This window comes from Pedobacter jeongneungensis, from assembly GCF_000633455.1.
GTDB classification, from domain to species: Bacteria; Bacteroidota; Bacteroidia; order Sphingobacteriales; family Sphingobacteriaceae; genus Pedobacter; species Pedobacter jeongneungensis_A.
In genome coordinates this window covers 12,205-31,872 of the sequence record NZ_AYMG01000020.1, presented here as the reverse complement: position 1 = coordinate 31,872, position 19,668 = coordinate 12,205, and the positions used below count along the sequence as shown (strand labels likewise).

The following is a 19,668-nucleotide window of genomic DNA, read 5'->3' as shown; positions in this document are numbered from 1 at the left end:
AGAGATAAAATCCGTGTTAGCGGTGTACATCTGTGGTTAAAGAAGCTTTCGATTTAAAAGCCTGAAAATCTAAATTTTCAACATCTGTTTTAAATTGTACGAATGCTGCTGCATCCATGTTTCTAACAGGTAATCTGAATTCGCCACAATCTAACCCGATCATTTTCATATAAGCTTTACCTGTTGCAATTCCACCATATTTACCCAATAATCGGATAAAATCGATCGATTTCTGCTGCAATGCAACGGCAGTTTTCAGGTCGTTTTGTTCAAAAGCTTCAATCAATTGATTATACAAAGGAGCAAGGTAATTAAATGTACTTCCTACAGCACCTTTTGCATCTAAAACCAGTGCAGAAAGTATATTTTCGTCGCGACCCCAAAGCATATCGTATTTGTTATTTTTGAAACTCATACAGGAAAGAAAATCCATAAAATCCTCATGAGTGTATTTTATGCCTGCGAAATTTGGTATTTTACCATCTACGGCTTCCAATAAATCGATCATATTGTGGTTTGCCCCTGTTAGTACCGGAATATGATAGTAATAAAATGGCATATCGGGTACAACAGCAGCAATTTCGGCACACATTTCGGCCAAAACCTCAACAGTTGCGGGTTTAAAATAAGATGGCGCAGTAAATGAAACGCCATAAAGGCCTATTTCTGAGGCGTGTTTCGCCAATACTTTGCAATCAGCCAGGCAGGTTCCCCCAAGTAAGGTCATTACTTTAAAATGCGTATCGCTTTTGCAGGCATCAGCCCATGCTGCGGCTACTTTCATTTTTTCATCAAGCGTAAGCGAAACCCCTTCTCCGGTTGATCCACAGATAAAAGCACCTGTAACACCGTTCTTTTTTAAAAATGAATAATATTCCGGAATCAGCTGCAGGTTTAATTCACCATCCTGATGAAACGGAGTAAATGGCGCAGCAATAAGTCCTTGTAATTTAATGTTTTGCATATTGTATTTCTGTATAATTTAAAAGATAGTACTGAACGTTGCCAATTTCTACTGACTTCAGCATTAAGAATTAATGGAGAAACCTTTAGGTTCAAAGATTTCTCCGTTCCGCTTCACTCCATCCGATCGCTATCAAATCGAAAAGACGTTCCATTTCTTTAAAAAACCGGATAACCCGGGTTTTGTACCAGCGCCCTGTTGTTGGTAAGCGTACTCCGATCTAAAGGCCATAACAGCTTATAGGAAGTTGCCGCGGTAATGCTTGTATATTCGTAAACGAAACTATCGCCCATGCGCCTTAAATCGTACCAACGTTTTCCTTCACCAACAAACTCCAGAAAACGTTCTTTTAAAATGGCTTCATTTGCGTTTACATCCACCGCCTGGTTTGGATAACCCAAAGTAGCTGCATTATAATTTGCGCCATATCCCCTCGCCCTAACCAGGTTAATTTCTGCCACCGGACTTTCACCTAAAATCACCTTTGCCTCAGCCAGTAAAAGTAACAGGTCTGCATAGCGATAAATCAAAAAATCGTTTGTATAAACCCTGTTACCCGCGTTTTGCTCGCCCTGATATTTTTTAAGAAAAGCACCTGCAATTGAATAAGTTCCGGCAGTATTTTTAGTATAGGCGGCCTGAATAGAAACATTTTTTCGCAGATCGAGGTTATTAAACTTGCGGTATGTCGCAATTTTGGTTGGCGCCCTTAACAAGCCGCCATAATTATCGGTAGCTACATCAAATTTACGGTTGCCCACCGAATCGTAAAAATTAACAATTAAACCTGTTTGAGGTACATAATTACCAATGAAACCCAATGTAGCCTCGTCTAATTTATTTTTGGAAGAGAATATAATTTCGTTGTTATCCTTGTTTGTGGTCGAAAAAACATCGGTAAAATTTGGCAATAATGATAATGTAACATTTGCCTGGATATCGGTTAATGCCGTTTTAGCTGTTGTAGCATCGGCTAACCCTCCGCTCCGGTGTGCATTCCACAGGTAAACTTCGGCTTTCAACATTTGGGTAGCTGCTTTTGACCAAAATCCTTTTTTATTTTTAGCATCAAAAACATAGCTTGATCCAAAATTTGAATTAGAAAGCTCAATATCTGCTTTAATAAGTGCCATTACATCGGCCTTGCTTGATGCAGCTTTAGCCAGGTTGGATACATCAACTGAAGTTGTGGGCGCTGTTTGGATAATGGTTTTGCCCCAGGTTCTATACATCTGGAAATAATAAAAAGCACGTAAACCATAGGCCATCCCAAGATAATTTTTCTTTTTTGCATCTGGCAGAATACTGGTTTCATTCAGTTTTTGGATCAGTAAATTAATCTGGTTGATATTGGTATAAAAACCACCAAAACCACTAACGCCTGCGTTATCGGCATCGAGTGTTTGCAGCCACATACGCTCTAAACCCTGCGTTGCCTCGCCTGTAAAAGTTGCTGTAGAACCGGGATCAGTACCGAAAATATCGGAACGCAACTCTCCCAAATATTGAAAATTAGCATTGTGCCCCCTAAAACGGGTATATACGCCATTTACGAAAGCATCAAACTGATCGGCAGTTTGCCAATAACTTGCATCGCTTAAACTACTCACCGGACTTAAGTCCAGTTCATTTTTACATCCGGTAAAGATCAGGCCAGACAGGCTTAACAGTACCAATATATTTCTAAATATCGTTTTCATCTTTTGATCGTTTTTTTGTTAAAAGCCCACCTGAAGTCCCATTATAAATGTCCTCGGTGTTGGATATGTTCCTGAATAAATACCTGTAATGGTTGTTCCCGATACCGGTGGCTCTGGCGATGGACCTGAAAATTTGGTGATGTACAAGAGGTTGCTTCCGGTTACATAAATCCTTGCATTGTTAAAGAATTTTGATTTCTGTAACAGTCCTTTGGGCAGGTCGTAAGAAAGGGTAACCTCTCTCAGGCACAAATAATCGCCTTTTTCATAAAACCGCGAATTGTTTCCGTTCAATGCGGCATTTCCGTTGTTGGCACGGGTATAATTTTGTTTAGAACCCGCCACCTGGTCGGCATAATAAACCTTTGGAATATCGGTATCGGTGTTGGTTGGCGACCAGGCCTGCGCCTGTAGATCGATATAGTTGAAAGTACCCTGATAGTTACCCAATGTACGGGCCACAAGATCGTTGTAAATGGTATGTCCTAAAGCAAAATCCCATCTGTTATAAAACCCAAACCCCTTGTAACTGGCATTGAAATTAAAACCACCCGTCCATTTTGGATAAATGTTACCCAAATAAACCTGATCCCTTGAATCGATGATGTTATCACCGTTTACATCCTGCCAGTTCACATCTCCGGGGGTAATTCTTCCGTTAACTCCTGGAGCTAAATTGGGTCCGGTTACACCAGCTATAGCATCGGTTCTGTTGCCGGCAACTGCAGCAACCTCGGCGGCATCTTTAAAAATAGAAACCTGACGGTAACCGTACATATTGCCAAGGGGCTGGCCTTCCTGTAAACCACCTACCCATATCACCTGACCTGATGCAGGATCGTAAATCTGTAAACCGCCTTGTCTGTTGTTCTCATTTCCGTTGAAAGGCAATTTCAGGATTTTGTTTTTTACGAATGAAGCATTGGCACCTGCATTTAATTTAAAATCGCCTTTGCTTAAGATTTTTGCATCTATTCCAATTTCAACTCCTTTGTTCTGAAATGTGCCTAAATTGGTTCTGAAACTTGAAAATCCGGTATAACTCGGCAGGTCAAGATTGGTTAACAGATCACTCGTTTTACGGTCGTAATAATCAAATATAACAGTAATGCGGTCGTTTAATAAACCCATGTCTAAACCCAGATCTGTGGTTTTACTTTTTTCCCATCTTAAATCCTTATTAATGATCCCGGTGTTCAAAAAACCTGCACTTCCATTATAATTTCCCTGTAAGCTGTAAACACCTTGCGTTTCGTACCGGCCCAAACCTGCAATATTTCCATTCTGACCATAGCTGATCCTTGGTTTCAGGCTCGAAATAACCTGACTGATTTTAGAATCCTTAAAAAATTCTTCGCGGTGCACGTTCCAGCCTGCAGAAATCCCGGGAAAGAAACCATTTCTATTTTCGCTGGCCAAACTAGATGCACCATCAAGCCTAAACACAGCCGTAAACAGGTATTTCTGATCGAAATCGTAAGCAAAGCGGCTAAAAGCTGATAAAATCTTATATTCTGTTCTGGTTGTGTAATTAGATCCCGCAGCGAATGTTGTAGAGGCATTTGCGGTCGGAATATCATCTGTTGGTGCATTTTGCCCCAAAACCTGGGAAGCATAAGATTTTACATCAAAATATTCGCCACCGCCCATCAGGTTAAAATTGTGTTTTCCGAAAGATTTGGTATAATTTAAAATTCCGTTGTATTGTGTTTGAAAATCCCTGCCAAAACTACTTGTTGAGTTCCTCGTGGTACTGCTACCCGAATTGGCAAAAATCTGCGCATAAGTCTGGGTTGATTTTTGGAAAGATTGATCCAATGTTTCAAACAGGTAGGCGTTACCCGTGGCTTTGAAATAAAGACCTGGAATAATATCCCATTTTACGGCAGCATTGGCTACAACCCTGTTTACTTCATTCGAGCGGTCTAACCTGCCTAACCAATATAAAGGATTACCATCGCTGCTGCTGTTGCCGGGATTAGCTACCATTTTTGCTTCATCAATCCAGGGGTTAAAAGTTGGCCAGATGGCTAAGCTTCTGTATAAAGTATTTACCTCACCACCTATGGTGCCCAGTTGAGAAGATGTTGATAAGGTTACGCCTGAGCTGATTTCGACATTCGGCTTAATTTTATAGGATCCGTTAATGTCGCCAGTGTACCTTTTGTATTTCGAACCTACAATTACACCATCCTCATTATAGGCATCGAAGGCTGCAAAATATTTCCCCTTTTCATTTCCGCCGCTTGCACTCACATAATGATCTTTAGTATAGGTATTCTGAAAAACTAAGTCCTCCACTTCTCCACCATGATCTTTATACATGATTTGTCCACCGTACGGATCGTTAACCAGCTGCCAGCCACTTGGCAAAACCGTAGTACCAGGTATGTAGGTCCTGATATCAAAACTGGCCAGATCTGCCGCATTTGTCGACAAGCCCAAACCCCTCGAGCCATTTGCCTGGGCCAATGTTCTGCCCGCATTTAAATAACCCAAACGGGTATAGTAGATATAATCGCCGGCGCCCATATATTGGTATCCTTTGCGCTCCTGGTTATAACCTCCTGTAAATTTATAGGCGATCTGCGAACTGCCTGCTTTGCCGGTTTTAGTGGTTACCAATATTACCCCATTGTTTGCCCTGGCGCCATAAATGGCTGTTGCAGAAGCATCTTTTAAAGTTTCGATCGATTCGATGTTTTCGGAAGAAATGTCGCTTAATGACCTGATTACCCCATCAACAATCACAAGGGGTGCGCCCGGACTGTTGATAGAAGCTCCGCCACGCAGCAATATTGAAGGTGCGGCTCCAGGCTGTCCGGATGCAGTAACTACCTGTAGCCCCGGAACGGTACCCTGCAAAGCTGAAGCGGCGTTTGATCGTGGCGTATTGGCCAATACTTCTTTATCTAATTTAGAAATAGAACTGGTAACGCTCCTCCTGTTTTGTGTACCATAGCCCACTACCACTACTTCATCTAAACCTTTGCTATCTTCTAAAAGCTTTACGTTAACGTTAGCCTGATCCTGAATGGTTACTTCTTGCGACAAGTAGCCGATTAAACTAAAAACCAACACGTCGCCTTTATTAACCTTAATGGTATAAGTACCTCCCGGACTGGTTGATGTTCCGTTTTTAGTGCCCTTAACCAAAACGGTAGTACTTGGGATTCCTTGTCCTGAGGCATCTGTAACTTTCCCGGTAACGGTTTGCTGTGCAAATGCCGGAATTGTTACCATTATCATTACAAATGGTAAACAATGCCTGATGAGTTTAAAGTAAATTTCTTTCATAATTTGGTTATATCAATTTGTATTATGTTATACATAATAATACTAAGTACCGATTTATTTTATTTATTTGCAAGTGGTTTCGATTAAATTTCTACAAAAATTTAGTTGCTTAACTTTATATTTGCTCAGAAACCTATTTAAAGCCAGATTTCAACAGAAAAATAAATTATACATAATAATGGAAAGCATCAGTAATTTTAAACAAGTGGATACCAGTTCGTTGGTAGATCGTGTAGAAGATAAGCTTGTTCAGCTTTTACAGGAGCGGAAGCTGAAGGTTGGAGACAGCATCCCTACCGAGCTTGAACTGTGTGCAGCCCTTGGCGTAAGCAGAACCGTTGTACGTGAGGCCATGTTGAGATTACGGATGATGGGGTTAATCGAATCGAAAAAGAAAAAAGGAGCAGTAATCACCAGTCCAGATTTATTTGGCATCCTTTCTAAAAGTATGAATCCACATATTTTAGATCAGGGAACCCTCAAAGAAATTTTTGAGATCAGGTTGGTGCTCGAAATCGGAATGGCCGATTTTCTTTTTCAGCGCATTACAGATGAGGACCTTAAAGAACTGAGGACCATTGTTAACAATGAACCCGAAGCTTCGCAGGATCACCTTTTTAATATCGAACACGAGATTGCTTTCCATGGAAAACTCTACGATATTACGGGAAATGAAACCCTAAGAAAATTCCAGAGCATGCTATTGCCGATATTTGATTTTGTGCACAATAGCGGCCTGCTTAAAAAACAGGGACAGCTGCATAAATTTGTATCCCACAAAGGCCTGGTTGATATTTTGGAAAACGGATCACCTGAACTTTTCCGCAATGCGATGAGAAACCACCTGGAAAATCATTTTAACCGTTTGTTTGCAGAAGAATAGGTTGGTTCAATAGTTCATTAGCCACTGGTTCAGTGGTTTATTAGACAATGGTTCATTGGCTATTGGTAACTGATCATTGCTCATCGGTTATTGTTCGAAAAAATTTTTTAAGAATAATTGACTTCAGACTAAAGACTCCGGACTCTCAAACAACTAAATCCATTTGGACTTGTTATTCGTTTATTTACATATAAAAACACATACAATGAAAATATTAATTGCACTATCATTCCTGTTAAGTTTTGGTTTTAATGCCAACAGTCAGGAAAGTAAAACACTGATAAAAAATCCATATTACTCCCGAACAGATACCAAAAAACTAAATGTTAAAAATTCGGAATGGAAAAAGATTTTATCGCCGGCTTTATATGCAGTTGCGCGCGAAGCAAATACGGAAAGGGCATTTACAGGAAAATTATGGAACGCCAACCAAAAAGGAACCTATTATTGCGCCGTTTGTGGCAATGCCTTATTTAAATCGGACGCTAAGTTTGCCAGCGAATGCGGCTGGCCAAGCTTTTTCGAAACGATCCGCAAGGGAAGCACCATTTACAAAGAAGATAACAGTTTAGGCATGGAACGCATAGAAGTAGAATGTGGACGCTGTAATTCGCACCTGGGACATATTTTCGATGATGGGCCTGCTCCAACACATAAACGTTATTGCATGAATTCGATAGCGCTCGATTTCGAACCTGATGGTTTCGCACAGTAATGGCATAAAACAAAAAAGGCTTTCTTTGCCATAAAGAAAGCCTTGCCCAGAAAAAACACCTATTTAGCTTAGGATAATCTGGTAATTTACATTTACTCTTTTCGGATAATTGCTTTCCTCATTGTTTAGGGAAACAAATGCAGCATTTCCATGAACTTCATTTTTCAATGCATGTTCGTAATGCGCCTGGATAGTTTCCTGATAATTCTGCTGAACGCTTTTTGTAGTTTCGGCTAAAAGATTTCTGTCATTCAGGTTTTCCGGCAATAAAGTGATATCGCAGTTTCCTTCACTGATTTCTTTGACTAAGTATTTCATTTTTGGTTTTAAATCTTCGTTTCCTGTTTTATGAATAACATTTCGAGAACGGTCAAAAATATGGTAACGATTTATTTTTCATGTAATCTAAAAGTTAATTTTTAGACTGAAATCATGTATTAATTTAAATTCAACATGTATAATTCTAACGACAACAGGCTGATATGATTTAAATAGTGCCCGCAGGGCATTCAAATCATCTGGTTGTGAACGATTATTAAAATACTGAAACTTTTAGTTAATGCCTTTGTTAATTATACAGAACGTATTTATTTACAATATGTTAATCTAAATTAGAGGATAAGGAAATGAAAAAGATATTGGTGGTTGATGATAATAAGGAGATATTAGAAGTTATAGAACTGATTTTAGGTTTAGAAGGGTACCAGGTAAATGGACTATGGGATGCCAGTAAACTGAATCAACGAATTACAGATTTTAAACCAGATTTAATTTTACTCGACGTAATGTTGGGTGTTCTAGATGGCCGAGACCTTTGTAACCTGCTCAAAAAAGATAAATCGACTGATCATATCCCCGTGATTATGATCTCAGCCAGTCATACCCTTGGCGACATGAACAATCACACTTGTCACCCAAATGATTTTATTGCCAAACCATTCGATATCAATAACCTGATCAATAAGGTGGGCGCCCAACTGGTGGCTTAAGGTTTTTGTCCAAAGAAATTATTCATAAACACACTCTGAAATTTGATAGCGTTTGCCCAATATTCCCAATTGTGTACGCCAGGTCTTGTCGTAAAATCGTGAGGAATATTATTATATAACAGCTCATCATGCAAACGCATATTAACTTTATAGAAAAAGTCTTCTGTGCCACAATCAATGGTAATAGCCAGCGATTTAGGTTTAATCAGATATATCAGATCAATTACACTGTGCTGTTTCCAGCGCTCAGGAAATTCATCCTCAGGCCCTAATCTTTTCGGAATATTCCACCCATTCGGAAAAGGTTTAATATCCACCCCGCCGCTCATACTGCCTGCAGCGCCATAAACATCCTGATGTTTAAAAGCTAAATAAAGTGCTCCATGTCCACCCATACTTAAACCTGTTATGGCCCTTCCCCTTTTCTCCGCAATGGTTTTATAATGTTCATCTATATAGGCCACCAGTTCTTTGGCAACATAGGTTTCGTACTTCCATTCGGGATCTACCGGACTATCAAAATACCAGCTGGTTACATTCCCATCAGGGCATACGATAATGAACTGGTACTGGTCTGCCAGGTTTTTGATTTCCGGTACTTTTTTAACCCATTCGGCATAGCTGCCTCCAGCACCATGAAGCAGATACATTACCGGAAAAGTTTTTCCTGTTTTATAACTATCGGGTTTAATTACCACTGCTTTAATGTTTTTTTTCATCGATTTACTAAAGGTTAAAGCAGTATCTACTTCGGCAGCATAAACGATCTTTGTAAATAAAAATAAACAGAGGGTAATTAAAAATCGGTTCTTCATTGGTAAATTAAAATATAGTGTGGCAATATGATGCTAAATTTATAAAATAACTCTTCATTTTTTGCCATTTCAATGGAGTAAAATAAAAAACATCATACAGGCCTTACCAAGCGCTCTTAAAAGATGTTAAAACTTTAAAACAATTTTGTTACATTATGGTTGTTGAACGGATGAACCTACAAAACATGAATAAAACCTACCCATTTTACATCAAAGCGCCTGTAATCCTTTTAGGATTGGTAATTATCGTATTTATGATGAGCGTATTGAGAGACATCCTGGTACCATTAGCATTTGCTGCCTTAATTGCCATTTTGCTCAATCCGCTTACCAACCGTTTCGAAAGAAAAATGCCGAAAATATTAAGTATCATCCTTTCCATGCTCATTGGCTTACTGGTTGTGGTAGCAATACTTTATTTTTTATCTTCACAGGTTGCCCACTTTTTTGATGACCTGGATAGCATTAAACAGAAATTATCGCAGTTGCTCGAACAGATCAGAAGCTGGTTACAAGGCACCTTTGGTATTTCTACACAAAAGCAGATGCAAATGGTTAATGATGCCGCAAATGGCAGTAAAGCCCTGATCGGTCAAACACTTAGTGGTTTGATGGGTGTTTTAAGTGTGGTTTTCCTGATTCCGGTATATACCTTTTTAATTTTGTTATATAAAACGCTGATCCTTAATTTCATTTACGAAGTATTTTCAGAAGAAAACAAACAAAAAGTTGCAGAGATTCTGGGCGAAACGAAAGCGGCCATCCAAAGTTATATCATTGGTTTATTGATCGAAACCTCTATCGTGGCGGTAATGAACTCTGCTGCCTTATTAATTCTCGGTGTACAAAATGCAATTCTAATTGGCGTTATCGGTGCCATATTAAACCTGCTCCCTTATATTGGAGGTATTATTGCCATTGCATTGCCGGTATTAATGGCCACCCTAACCAAAGATGGCTTTACGACTCAATTATTAATTATAGCAGCATACGCTTTAATCCAGTTTATCGACAATAACATCCTTGTACCGCGTATTGTTTCGAGCAAGGTGCAGATTAACGCCTTAATTTCTATCGTAATTGTATTAATGGGTGCTGCACTTTGGGGCATACCGGGTATGTTCCTATCCATCCCTTTTATTGCGGTATTGAAAATCATTTTCGACCGGATAGATGGCCTTAAACCCTGGGGTAAATTGCTGGGCGATAATATACCCACAGAACACATGGGACAGATGAAAAGGTTTAGGAGAAAGAAAAAATTGGCAACGAGCTAATTTCATATTCTTTCTATTTTTTGGAAATGAGTGTTTAGTAGTACTTCGGTAACTGTAGTCCCGTTATTCGCTAATTCCGATGAAGAACCGGAACCGCTACTACCGGGTTTATTGAATAAAGGTTGCTGCATAAATATATAATTCGCCCAAAAAACATCTCACTCATGCTTAAACACCCAACCTATAATCGTATGACAGGCTGGGCCACCTAGCCTGATCCGATAGCTATCGGATGAAGTGGGCGCGAAGCAAAACGGAAAGCGGGGAGAAACAATGATAGCAGTACCAAATTGCTCTCCCATTTATCATTAAAAAATTCAGAAAAAGAAAAGCCCGCCAAAAGTGACGGGCTTCAAATTAATCGGAAAAAATTACTTCTTTTTCAGGAAAGCCAAAACGCTGCTGGCATGCTCATCTCCTTTTAACATTCCTTTAAATTTAAACACCACTTTCCCATCCAGATCTATCAAAAAAGTTTCTCTTCCGGTTAAAAACATCACGTCTTTAACGCCAAACATTTTTAAAACTTTATTATCTGGGTCGCTCAATAGTGTAAAAGGCAGATTATGGTGTTTCTTAAAATCAGCATGGCTTTGCACCGTACCAGAATTTATGCCGATAATCATCGCATCGGTTGATTTAAACTCCTCGTAACTATCTCTAAATGCGCAGGCCTCTTTGGTACAAACACTGCTTTCATCTTTTGGATAAAAATAGATCACCAGCTTTTTCTTTCCAATGTAGTTACTCACTTTAAAATCTTTTCCATTATCATCTTTAAGGGTAAAATCGGGGATTTTGCTCCCAACTTCCAGCTGTGGGTTTTTACCTTTAGGTTTCGATTCCTGCGCATGAGTTCCTATTCCGATCAGGCCTAAAAGAACTACCATAGCTGCTACGATATTTGTTTTCATCATTTTTATTTAAGGATTTATCCCTACATACGTTTAAGCTAATCAAATGGATGAAAAAATAATAATTTTAATGGTTTGAAGTTTTTTATTTGAAGCTCCCCTATCAATTATTTATTTTGATTACAGCACTAAACCGCTCTACTAATCCTTTAATACCACTAATTACCCTTCGACTCCGCTACCATGACGTTATTTTGTAATTATTTATTAATGAGCAATTTGATGAACTATGCATTTCCCTTCCAGCTAAGCCAAAGCACCACATCTCCGTTCTACTTAAATCCGGCCTAACAAATTTTTCGGGCTCCACTGCCACTGTCACCCTACTGGCTTTGAAAGAAAAATTTTCAGCCGGCATTTTTTGTTTCTTTTTGATGCCAAAAAGAAAGAGCCCTTCGGCGGCGGCGAGCCGAGGCAAGACTAAGCAGATGGCAGAAAATAATTAACTGAATACGCCATTTTTATCGATTATTATACAATAAATTATCCATCAGGGTGATAACCAAATACAGATAATCCACGGACAATTACATAGTAAAACCAAAATTATTACCAGCTGTACCGATCAAAGTTAATTTTACTACTTTTGGTTTATTCTGATCAATATGAAACTAACCTCTTTTCTGTGCTTCACATTACTGGTAACAGCACTAATTTCTAAAAGTTTTGCCCAAAACAAACTTCAATCTGCCTCATTTATTACTTTTAATGGCTATAGTACCACTTTTGCCGAAAAACTCGAAAAAAGCGAACCTTTAACGGTCGCATTTTTAGGTGGATCGATCACTAATATGGAAGGCTGGCGTGGACTAGTGTGCAATTATTTGACTAAAACTTATCCGCAAACCAAATTTAAGTTCATTAATGCGGGCATCCCATCATTGGGCAGTTTGCCACATGCTTTCCGCTTGCAGCGTGATGTACTCGACAGTGGGAAAATAGATTTATTATTTGTAGAATCGGCCGTTAATGATCATGTAAACAAAACCGCCGAACAAACACAACGCCGGGCTTTAGAGGGTATTATCAGGCATACGCTAAGCAAGAATCAGAAAACCAATATCGTATTGATGGCTTTTGCCGATGAAGATAAGAACAATGATTTCGACAAGGGTAAAACACCAGTTGAGGTAAAAGTACACAGCGATTTAGCCGAATATTACCATTTGCCATTTATTAATCTGGCTTTAGAGGTGGATAAACGTATTGCCAATAAAGAATTTACCTGGGCTACCGATTTTAAAGATCTCCATCCGGCACCTTTTGGTCAGCAGCTTTATTTTAATACAATTAAAACTTATCTGGAAGAAAATCAGAAAAACACCAATAGAAAAGCAAATGCTGGCCTGCCTAAAATCATCGATAAATTTGCCTATACCAAAGGTCAATATATAAATGTTAACTCTGCAGAAAACCTCAATACTTTTAGCATCAACAAAAACTGGAAACCAAGCGATGGTTTAGAAACCAGACCTGGTTTTGTAAATATACCTGTACTGGAAAGCAGTACGCGAAACAGTGGCTTCGACTTAGTTTTTAAGGGCAATGCTGTGGGTATTGCCATTTTATCAGGTCCTGATGCAGGTATGCTGCATTACCGGATTGATGGCGGAGAAGAAAAAACAATCGATCTGTATACCCAATGGAGCGCAAGTTTGCATTTACCCTGGTATTTATTATTGGGCGACCAGTTAGGTGGTGGCGAACACAAACTGAGCGTACGCACCAGCGAATATCATCATCCAAAATCTACAGGATATACCTGCCGCATTGCTTATTTCCTGGTAAATAGTAATTAACTATTGGTCTGGATTTCTAATCCAGACCGATTGAACCGCAGCCTTGTAAGATGTGAATCAATTAACTTATATTATCATACTTAATCGATTTAGTTTAAAGCAAACAATATCCCTCCTTATTTGCTTATATAACAAAAACAGTTCATGAAAAACATCAAATTAATTATCCCTGCACTTCTGGTTTTATTTTCAGCCTGTAGCGAAGCCACAAGAAATACAGCAAGCAGCAAGAGCGAAAGCACAGCACAATCCACTACATCAAGTAAAAACGATTCGCTTGAAGCCAAAATAAAAATTAATGGTAATGTTGCTCCCGGCGATCCATTATTGTTAAGGTTTGTGGTATACAATAACAGCGATACTGTTAAAAGTTTCTGTATCTGGCATACACCGTTTGAACCCTTAATGAGCAGTTATTTAAGCATCACCGATGAAAAAGGAGAAGAAGCACAGTACAAGGGTGCAATGGCAAAAAGGGTAATGCCGCCACCTGCATCTAGTTATTCGAAAGTAAATGCCGGAGACAGCCTCGTTGCAAATGCAGATCTGCTTAAAGCCTACGACCTGAAAAAAGGATCGAGTTACAAAGTAGTTTACACGGGTGGCAATATGAGTGGACTGGCATCAAAAGATACGGTAACCTTTATTTATACTGAAGTACACTAAAAGAAGCAAACATTTTATCTTTCGGTTTAAAAAAGTGCTGGCATTAAAATAAATGCGAATATTTCCATCTGTGTTTATCCTTTTTAGCTGTGGTTAATTAAAAAGTTAGATAGCAATAGTGGTATTTCACCCCCACTTTTGTCGCATTTACACTTTCGGGGCTGTAAAAGTTCGTATAACTTTACCATACAATTTAAAACAACTAAGAAAATGGAAAACACCACAGCAATCACAGTAGAAACAACAGTAAATGCACCAGTAGAAAAAGTTTGGGAATTCTGGAACAATCCGGATCACATTACCAAATGGAGTTTTGCTTCTCCGGACTGGCATACCCCTTATTCGGAAAACGATTTAAAAGTTGGTGGTAAATTTAAAAGCACCATGGCCGCAAAAGATGGCAGCATGAGCTTTGATTTTGGCGGAACTTATACCACAGTTGATACCAATAAAAAAATTGAATACAGTTTAGAAGACGGCAGAAAAGTAAGCATCATTTTCGAGCCTTTAAGCGAACAGACCAGGGTAATTGAAACTTTTGATCCGGAATCTACCAATCCGATCGAAATGCAGCGTGGCGGATGGCAGGCTATTCTGGATAATTTCAAAAAATATACAGAAGAGGGGTAAATAGAAAACTCGTCATTGCGAGGAGGAACGACGAAGCAATCTTAATGCGCACGCTGTAGCGAATGTTGTAAGATTGCTTCGTCAGCTGAAAAAGCTTCCTCGCAATGACGAGTTTTTTAATTTGAAGTAGCTTAGCTTTGTAATCCTTTTGTCTTATTTTAATACATGTATCAAAAATTACCACTAAAAATTGGTTCAAAGGGTGTTTTCATTGGTCATTAAGTAACATTTCGATTATTATTTGATTCGCATAATTTTTGATTTGAACTGAATACTTTGATATTGCCGCCATAATTTACATTTGCCGTGTAAATTATACACTATGTCTCGTACATCTTTATTTTATTTCCCGCTATTATTATTTATCAATTCCATCGGTGTTAGTGCCCAAACACTCAGCCTTAAACAAGCTGTTAACACTGCAATTACCAATTACGGCACCATTAAGGCAAAAGATAATTATGCAAATGCCTCAAAATCTTCCGTACAACAGGCCAAAAGAGAGTACCTGCCAAATTTCAGTTTAAGTGCTCAACAGGATTATGGAACCATTAACGGACAAAATGGTCCGCAATATGGCTTAGGAGGTTTAGGAACAGCTTCATCCGGTCCATCTTTAGACAAACAAAACTGGAATGCTGCATTTGGCGGTTTGTATTTAGCTAATGTAAACTGGGATTTCTTCACTTTCGGAAGAATCAGAGACCGCATAAAAGTGGCCAATGCGGCTTACCAGAGGGATAAAAATGATCTGGAACAGGAAAAATTCCAGCAGGAAATCCGCGTTTCAGGCGCATATTTAAACTTATTGGCTGCTCAAAGGTTAACCAGGTCTCAGCAGAAAAATCTCGACCGTGCTGTCACTTTTCAAAATACAGCCATCATCAGGGCTAAAAACGGATTAATTGCAGGGGTAGATTCTTCATTTGCAAAAGCAGAAGTTTCGAATGCAAAAATTGCCTTAACAAAGGCAAAAGATTTAGAGCAGGAACAAGCTAACCGTTTAGGGGTTTTAATGGGCTTAACGGCTACTTCCTACGATTTGGATACGGCTTCTATCACCCGTATCCCAGGCAATCTGCTGCAAGATACCGCGGTTAAAAGTTCACATCCGCTTTTAAAGTTTTATCAAAACCGGGTTGATGTAAGTGATCAGCAGGTTAACTATTTCAAAAAACTCTACTATCCAACCTTTACTTTCTTTGGCGTAATGCAGGGACGGGGATCGGGATTTAGCTCAGGTTATGCCTTAGATCAAAGTGCATATTCTACCAGTTATGCGGATGGTATCAATCCCACCCGTGGAAACTATTTGATTGGCATAGGAATGACCTGGAATTTATCCACTTTATTAAAAAACCGTCCGCAAGTACGTGCACAAGAATACATTAGCCAGGGTTTAAAAGAAGAATACAATCTGGTCGATCAGCAATTAAGGGCGCAACTGGCACTTGCCGAAACCAAACTGAACAATGCATTGGCCAATTATAGGGAAGCACCTATCCAGGTAAAAGCCGCATCTGATGCCTATTTACAAAAAAACACCCTTTACAAAAACGGATTGACTACGCTGGTTGATCTTACCCAGGCGCTTTTCACGCTAAACAGGGCTGAAACGGATCGGGATATTGCCTTTACCAATGTTTGGCAGGCTTTACTGTTAAAATCGGCCGCTCTTGGCAATTACGATATATTTATCAACGAATTTTAATCTGGCTATATAAATGAATTTAATACGTTTCGCACTCCGCAAACCCATATCCATCTTAGTTTTAGTAGCTGGACTGTTCTTTTTCGGTATAGGGGCCATCAACCAGATCAAGGTTGATATCCTGCCGCAGATGAACCTTCCGGTAATTTATATTGCCCACCCTTTTGGCGGTTATACTCCCGATCAGATGGAGGCTTATTTTGGTAAACAATACGTTAACATCCTGCTTTTTGCAAACGGTATCAAAAGTATCGAAACCAAAAACATACAGGGTTTAATGCTGATGAAATTAACCTATTACGAGGGCACCAACATGGCCCAGGCCGCGGCCGAGCTCAGTGCGCTGTCTACCAGGGCACAGGCCATTTTCCCGCCGGGCTCGCAACCTCCATTCGTCATTCGTTTCGATGCTTCTTCGCTACCGGTTGGTCAATTGGTATTGAGCAGCCCGATACGCACCAACAACGAATTGCAGGATCTGGCCAATACCTATGTTCGCCCAAGTTTCTCTGCTATCCCGGGTTTGCTCTCTCCGGCACCTTTTGGTGGTAGCCCCAGAACGATAGAAATTAACGTAAATCCATCTTTACTCCGCTCGCACAATTTAACGGTAGATCAGGTAGTGGAAGCCATCAGGTTAAATAACCAGACTGCACCTTCAGGAAACGTGAGGATTGGTGATAAAAACTACCTTACGCCAACCAATTACACCATTAAAAAAGTAAAGGATTTTGAAAACATTCCTTTGTTTAAAGGCAGTGTACAGAATTTACAGCTCCGCGACGTGGCTACGGTTAAAGATGGGGCCGATTTGGTTGCAGGTTATGCTTTAATCAACGGTAAACGCTCGGTGTATTTAAGTATCGCCAAATCAGGAGATGCTTCTACCTGGGATGTGGTGAAAAATTTAAAGAAAAACCTGCCGAATATCCAAAGTTCATTACCAGAAGATGTTAAACTTTCTTACGAGTTTGACCAGTCTGTTTATGTAATTAATGCGGTAAAAAGTTTAATCAGTGAAGGTGCTATTGGTGCCATATTAACAGGATTAATGGTTTTACTTTTCCTTGGTGATAAACGCGCAGCCTTGATTGTAATCCTCACCATTCCAACTTCTATTATTGCAGGCGTTTTGTTCCTGAAACTATTTGGACAAACGATCAACATCATGACTTTGAGCGGATTGGCTCTGGCCATCGGTATTTTGGTGGATGAATCGACTGTAACGATAGAAAACATCCACCAGCATTTTGATATGGGGAAACCCAAGGCCCTGGCGATCTGGGATGCCTGTAAGGAAATCGCTTTCCCGAAATTGCTGATCCTGTTCTGTATCCTTGCCGTATTTGCCCCTGCTTTTACCATGACTGGTATTCCGGGTGCATTATTTTTACCATTGGCACTCGCAATCGGCTTTTCGATGGTGGTATCGTTTTTATTATCGCAAACTTTTGTGCCGATTATGGCCAACTGGCTGATGGTGGCGCATCCTAAAAAAGGAGCTGAACACCATCCCGGCATTACACAGGATGAGGCAGATTTTAAAGCAACCGGAATTACACTCGAATCGGAAAAAGATACCCTCAACCAAAAAAGGGTTCTGGTTGAACGGGAAGATTTTAGCGGAGATGGCAAAATTGGCTTTTTTGATAAATTCAGAAACCGTTTTATGCGTTTTCTAGACCGCATACTCCCTTACAAAAAATCTGTCGTACTAATTTATCTGGTGGTAATTATTGGCTCTGCAGCCCTGTTATTGGTCAACATTGGCCGTGATGTTTTACCAAGGGTAAATTCAAGCCAATTCCAGTTGCGTTTACGCGCTCCTGATGGAACACGTTTAGAGCGTACCGAAGAAAAAGCAAATGTTGTTTTGGCAGAATTGAAAAAAATGGTTGGCGAAGAGCATGTAGGCATTTCTTCCGTTTATGTTGGTCAGCACCCGGCACAGTTTTCGGTAAATCCGATCTACCAATTCATGGCCGGTCCGCATGAAGCTGTTTTTCAGGTAAGTTTAAAAGATTTTGAAGAAGATATGGACGATTTCAAGGATCAGTTCAGGGAAAAAATCAAAAACCTTTTGCCTGATGTTAAACTTTCTTTCGAGCCTATAGAATTAACAGATAAAGTATTGAGCCAGGGATCTCCTACCCCGGTTGAGATCCGCATTGCTGGTAAAAACAAAAAACTGAACGAAAAATACGCCAATAAAATACTGGCTGAATTAAAAGAAATCCCCTATATGAGGGACGTTCAGATTGCCCAGCCCATTAAATATCCATCTTTGAACATTGATATCGACAGAACCCGCGCTGCGCAAATTGGTGTAGATATGGCTGATATTTCGAGATCGTTGATTGCTTCCACCTCATCATCGCGTTATACTGATAAAAATATCTGGCTGGATGAAAAAGCAGCTTTGCCATACAATGTGCAGGTTCAGGTACCACTTAACCAGATGACCAGTAAAGATGATATCGGAGAAATTCCTTTATTAAAAAATTCTGCACGGCCTGTACTGAGCGACGTGGCAAAAATCACCCCAGATACTACCGCCGGTGAAAATGATAACATTGGGGCTATGCCTTTCCTATCGGTAACTGCAAACCTTTACCATACCGATTTGGGAACTGCATCAAAAGATATGCAAAAAGCAATTAAAGATCTGGGCGAATTACCAAGGGGATTAAATGTTACCGCAATCGGAATGAGCAAAGTATTAGGTGATACCTTAGATAGTTTGCAATCGGGATTATTAGTTGCCATTGTGGTAATATTCCTGATGCTGGCCGCAAACTTCCAGTCGTTTAAAGTTCCATTGGTTATTTTAGCAACGGTGCCTGCAGTAATTCTGGGATCTTTATTATTATTAACCCTAACTGGATCAACCTTAAACCTTCAATCGTATATGGGGATTATCATGTCCGTTGGGGTATCTATAGCCAATGCGGTGTTACTCATTACCAATGCAGAACAATTGAGGAAGCACAATGGCAATGCACTCGAATCGGCACGTGAGGCAGCGGCTTTACGTTTACGCCCGATTATTATGACCAGTATTGCCATGATTGCAGGTATGTTACCAATGGCCATCGGTCATGGCGAAGGTGGCGGGGCTGTTTCGCCACTGGGTAGGGCAGTAATTGGAGGTTTATTGGCTTCCACATTCGCTGTATTGATTATATTGCCATTGGTATTTGCATGGGTTCAGGGAAAACAGACGACCAACTCGATGTCGCTTGATCCGGAAGATACAGATAGCATCCACTACATTAAAGGTTTAGAAGAAAACGAATAAAATCATCATC

15 protein-coding genes are annotated in these 19,668 nt (G+C 39.8%); 9 read left to right on the top strand and 6 right to left on the bottom strand.

Annotated elements, in window-relative coordinates; translation table 11 throughout:
• Positions 1-16: 16 nt before the first annotated feature.
• The 3 genes from U859_RS0118675 to U859_RS0118665 form a co-directional block, all read right to left on the bottom strand.
• The gene (locus U859_RS0118675; RefSeq protein ID WP_025144846.1) at positions 17-964 is read right to left on the bottom strand and encodes a dihydrodipicolinate synthase family protein; all 948 of its coding nucleotides are present in this window, start codon (positions 962-964) and stop codon (positions 17-19) included.
• A gap of 158 nt (positions 965-1,122) precedes the next feature.
• A complete protein-coding gene (gene nanU, locus U859_RS0118670; protein ID WP_025144845.1) occupies positions 1,123-2,664 on the bottom strand; it encodes a SusD family outer membrane lipoprotein NanU in 1,542 nt (513 codons plus the stop codon).
• 18 nt (positions 2,665-2,682) lie between these two features.
• The gene (locus U859_RS0118665) at positions 2,683-5,961 is read right to left on the bottom strand and encodes a SusC/RagA family TonB-linked outer membrane protein (protein WP_025144844.1); all 3,279 of its coding nucleotides are present in this window, start codon (positions 5,959-5,961) and stop codon (positions 2,683-2,685) included.
• Between the two features lie 178 nt (positions 5,962-6,139).
• Between U859_RS0118665 and U859_RS0118660 the strand changes: the two genes are divergently transcribed.
• Both U859_RS0118660 and msrB read left to right on the top strand, forming a co-directional pair.
• The gene (locus U859_RS0118660; RefSeq protein WP_025144843.1) at positions 6,140-6,844 is read left to right on the top strand and encodes a FadR/GntR family transcriptional regulator; all 705 of its coding nucleotides are present in this window, start codon (positions 6,140-6,142) and stop codon (positions 6,842-6,844) included.
• Between the two features lie 205 nt (positions 6,845-7,049).
• Complete coding sequence (gene msrB / locus U859_RS0118655) at positions 7,050-7,559, top strand: peptide-methionine (R)-S-oxide reductase MsrB (protein WP_025144842.1); 510 nt, start codon at positions 7,050-7,052, stop codon at positions 7,557-7,559.
• Positions 7,560-7,622: 63 nt separating this feature from the next.
• Here msrB and U859_RS0118650 read toward each other — a convergent pair whose 3' ends face one another.
• Positions 7,623-7,877: a hypothetical protein gene (locus U859_RS0118650; RefSeq protein WP_025144841.1), complete on the bottom strand. Its 255-nt coding sequence runs from the start codon at positions 7,875-7,877 to the stop codon at positions 7,623-7,625.
• A gap of 308 nt (positions 7,878-8,185) precedes the next feature.
• Between U859_RS0118650 and U859_RS0118645 the strand changes: the two genes are divergently transcribed.
• The gene (locus tag U859_RS0118645) at positions 8,186-8,548 is read left to right on the top strand and encodes a PleD family two-component system response regulator (RefSeq protein ID WP_025144840.1); all 363 of its coding nucleotides are present in this window, start codon (positions 8,186-8,188) and stop codon (positions 8,546-8,548) included.
• Here U859_RS0118645 and U859_RS0118640 read toward each other — a convergent pair.
• The gene (locus U859_RS0118640) at positions 8,545-9,363 is read right to left on the bottom strand and encodes an alpha/beta hydrolase (protein WP_025144839.1); all 819 of its coding nucleotides are present in this window, start codon (positions 9,361-9,363) and stop codon (positions 8,545-8,547) included. The two genes, U859_RS0118645 and U859_RS0118640, sit on opposite strands and share 4 nt — an antisense overlap.
• A 185-nt stretch (positions 9,364-9,548) precedes the next feature.
• On the opposite strand from U859_RS0118640, the gene U859_RS0118635 reads away from it, so the two are divergent.
• A complete protein-coding gene (locus U859_RS0118635) occupies positions 9,549-10,640 on the top strand; it encodes an AI-2E family transporter (protein WP_025144838.1) in 1,092 nt (363 codons plus the stop codon).
• Positions 10,641-11,011: 371 nt separating this feature from the next.
• Here U859_RS0118635 and U859_RS0118630 read toward each other — a convergent pair whose 3' ends face one another.
• The gene (locus U859_RS0118630) at positions 11,012-11,557 is read right to left on the bottom strand and encodes a peroxiredoxin (protein WP_115684167.1); all 546 of its coding nucleotides are present in this window, start codon (positions 11,555-11,557) and stop codon (positions 11,012-11,014) included.
• Positions 11,558-12,159: 602 nt separating this feature from the next.
• On the opposite strand from U859_RS0118630, the gene U859_RS0118620 reads away from it, so the two are divergent.
• From U859_RS0118620 to U859_RS0118600, 5 genes are all read left to right on the top strand, one after another.
• A complete protein-coding gene (locus U859_RS0118620; RefSeq protein WP_025144835.1) occupies positions 12,160-13,353 on the top strand; it encodes an SGNH/GDSL hydrolase family protein in 1,194 nt (397 codons plus the stop codon).
• Positions 13,354-13,497: 144 nt separating this feature from the next.
• Positions 13,498-14,019, top strand: a complete 522-nt coding sequence (locus U859_RS0118615) for a hypothetical protein (RefSeq protein ID WP_025144834.1) — start codon at positions 13,498-13,500, stop codon at positions 14,017-14,019.
• 210 nt (positions 14,020-14,229) lie between these two features.
• Positions 14,230-14,649, top strand: a complete 420-nt coding sequence (locus tag U859_RS0118610) for an SRPBCC family protein (protein ID WP_025144833.1) — start codon at positions 14,230-14,232, stop codon at positions 14,647-14,649.
• Between the two features lie 322 nt (positions 14,650-14,971).
• The gene (locus U859_RS0118605) at positions 14,972-16,360 is read left to right on the top strand and encodes a TolC family protein (RefSeq protein ID WP_025144832.1); all 1,389 of its coding nucleotides are present in this window, start codon (positions 14,972-14,974) and stop codon (positions 16,358-16,360) included.
• Between the two features lie 13 nt (positions 16,361-16,373).
• On the top strand, positions 16,374-19,658 hold the full coding sequence (locus tag U859_RS0118600; protein WP_025144831.1) for an efflux RND transporter permease subunit: 3,285 nt from the start codon (positions 16,374-16,376) through the stop codon (positions 19,656-19,658).
• Positions 19,659-19,668 lie beyond the last annotated feature (10 nt).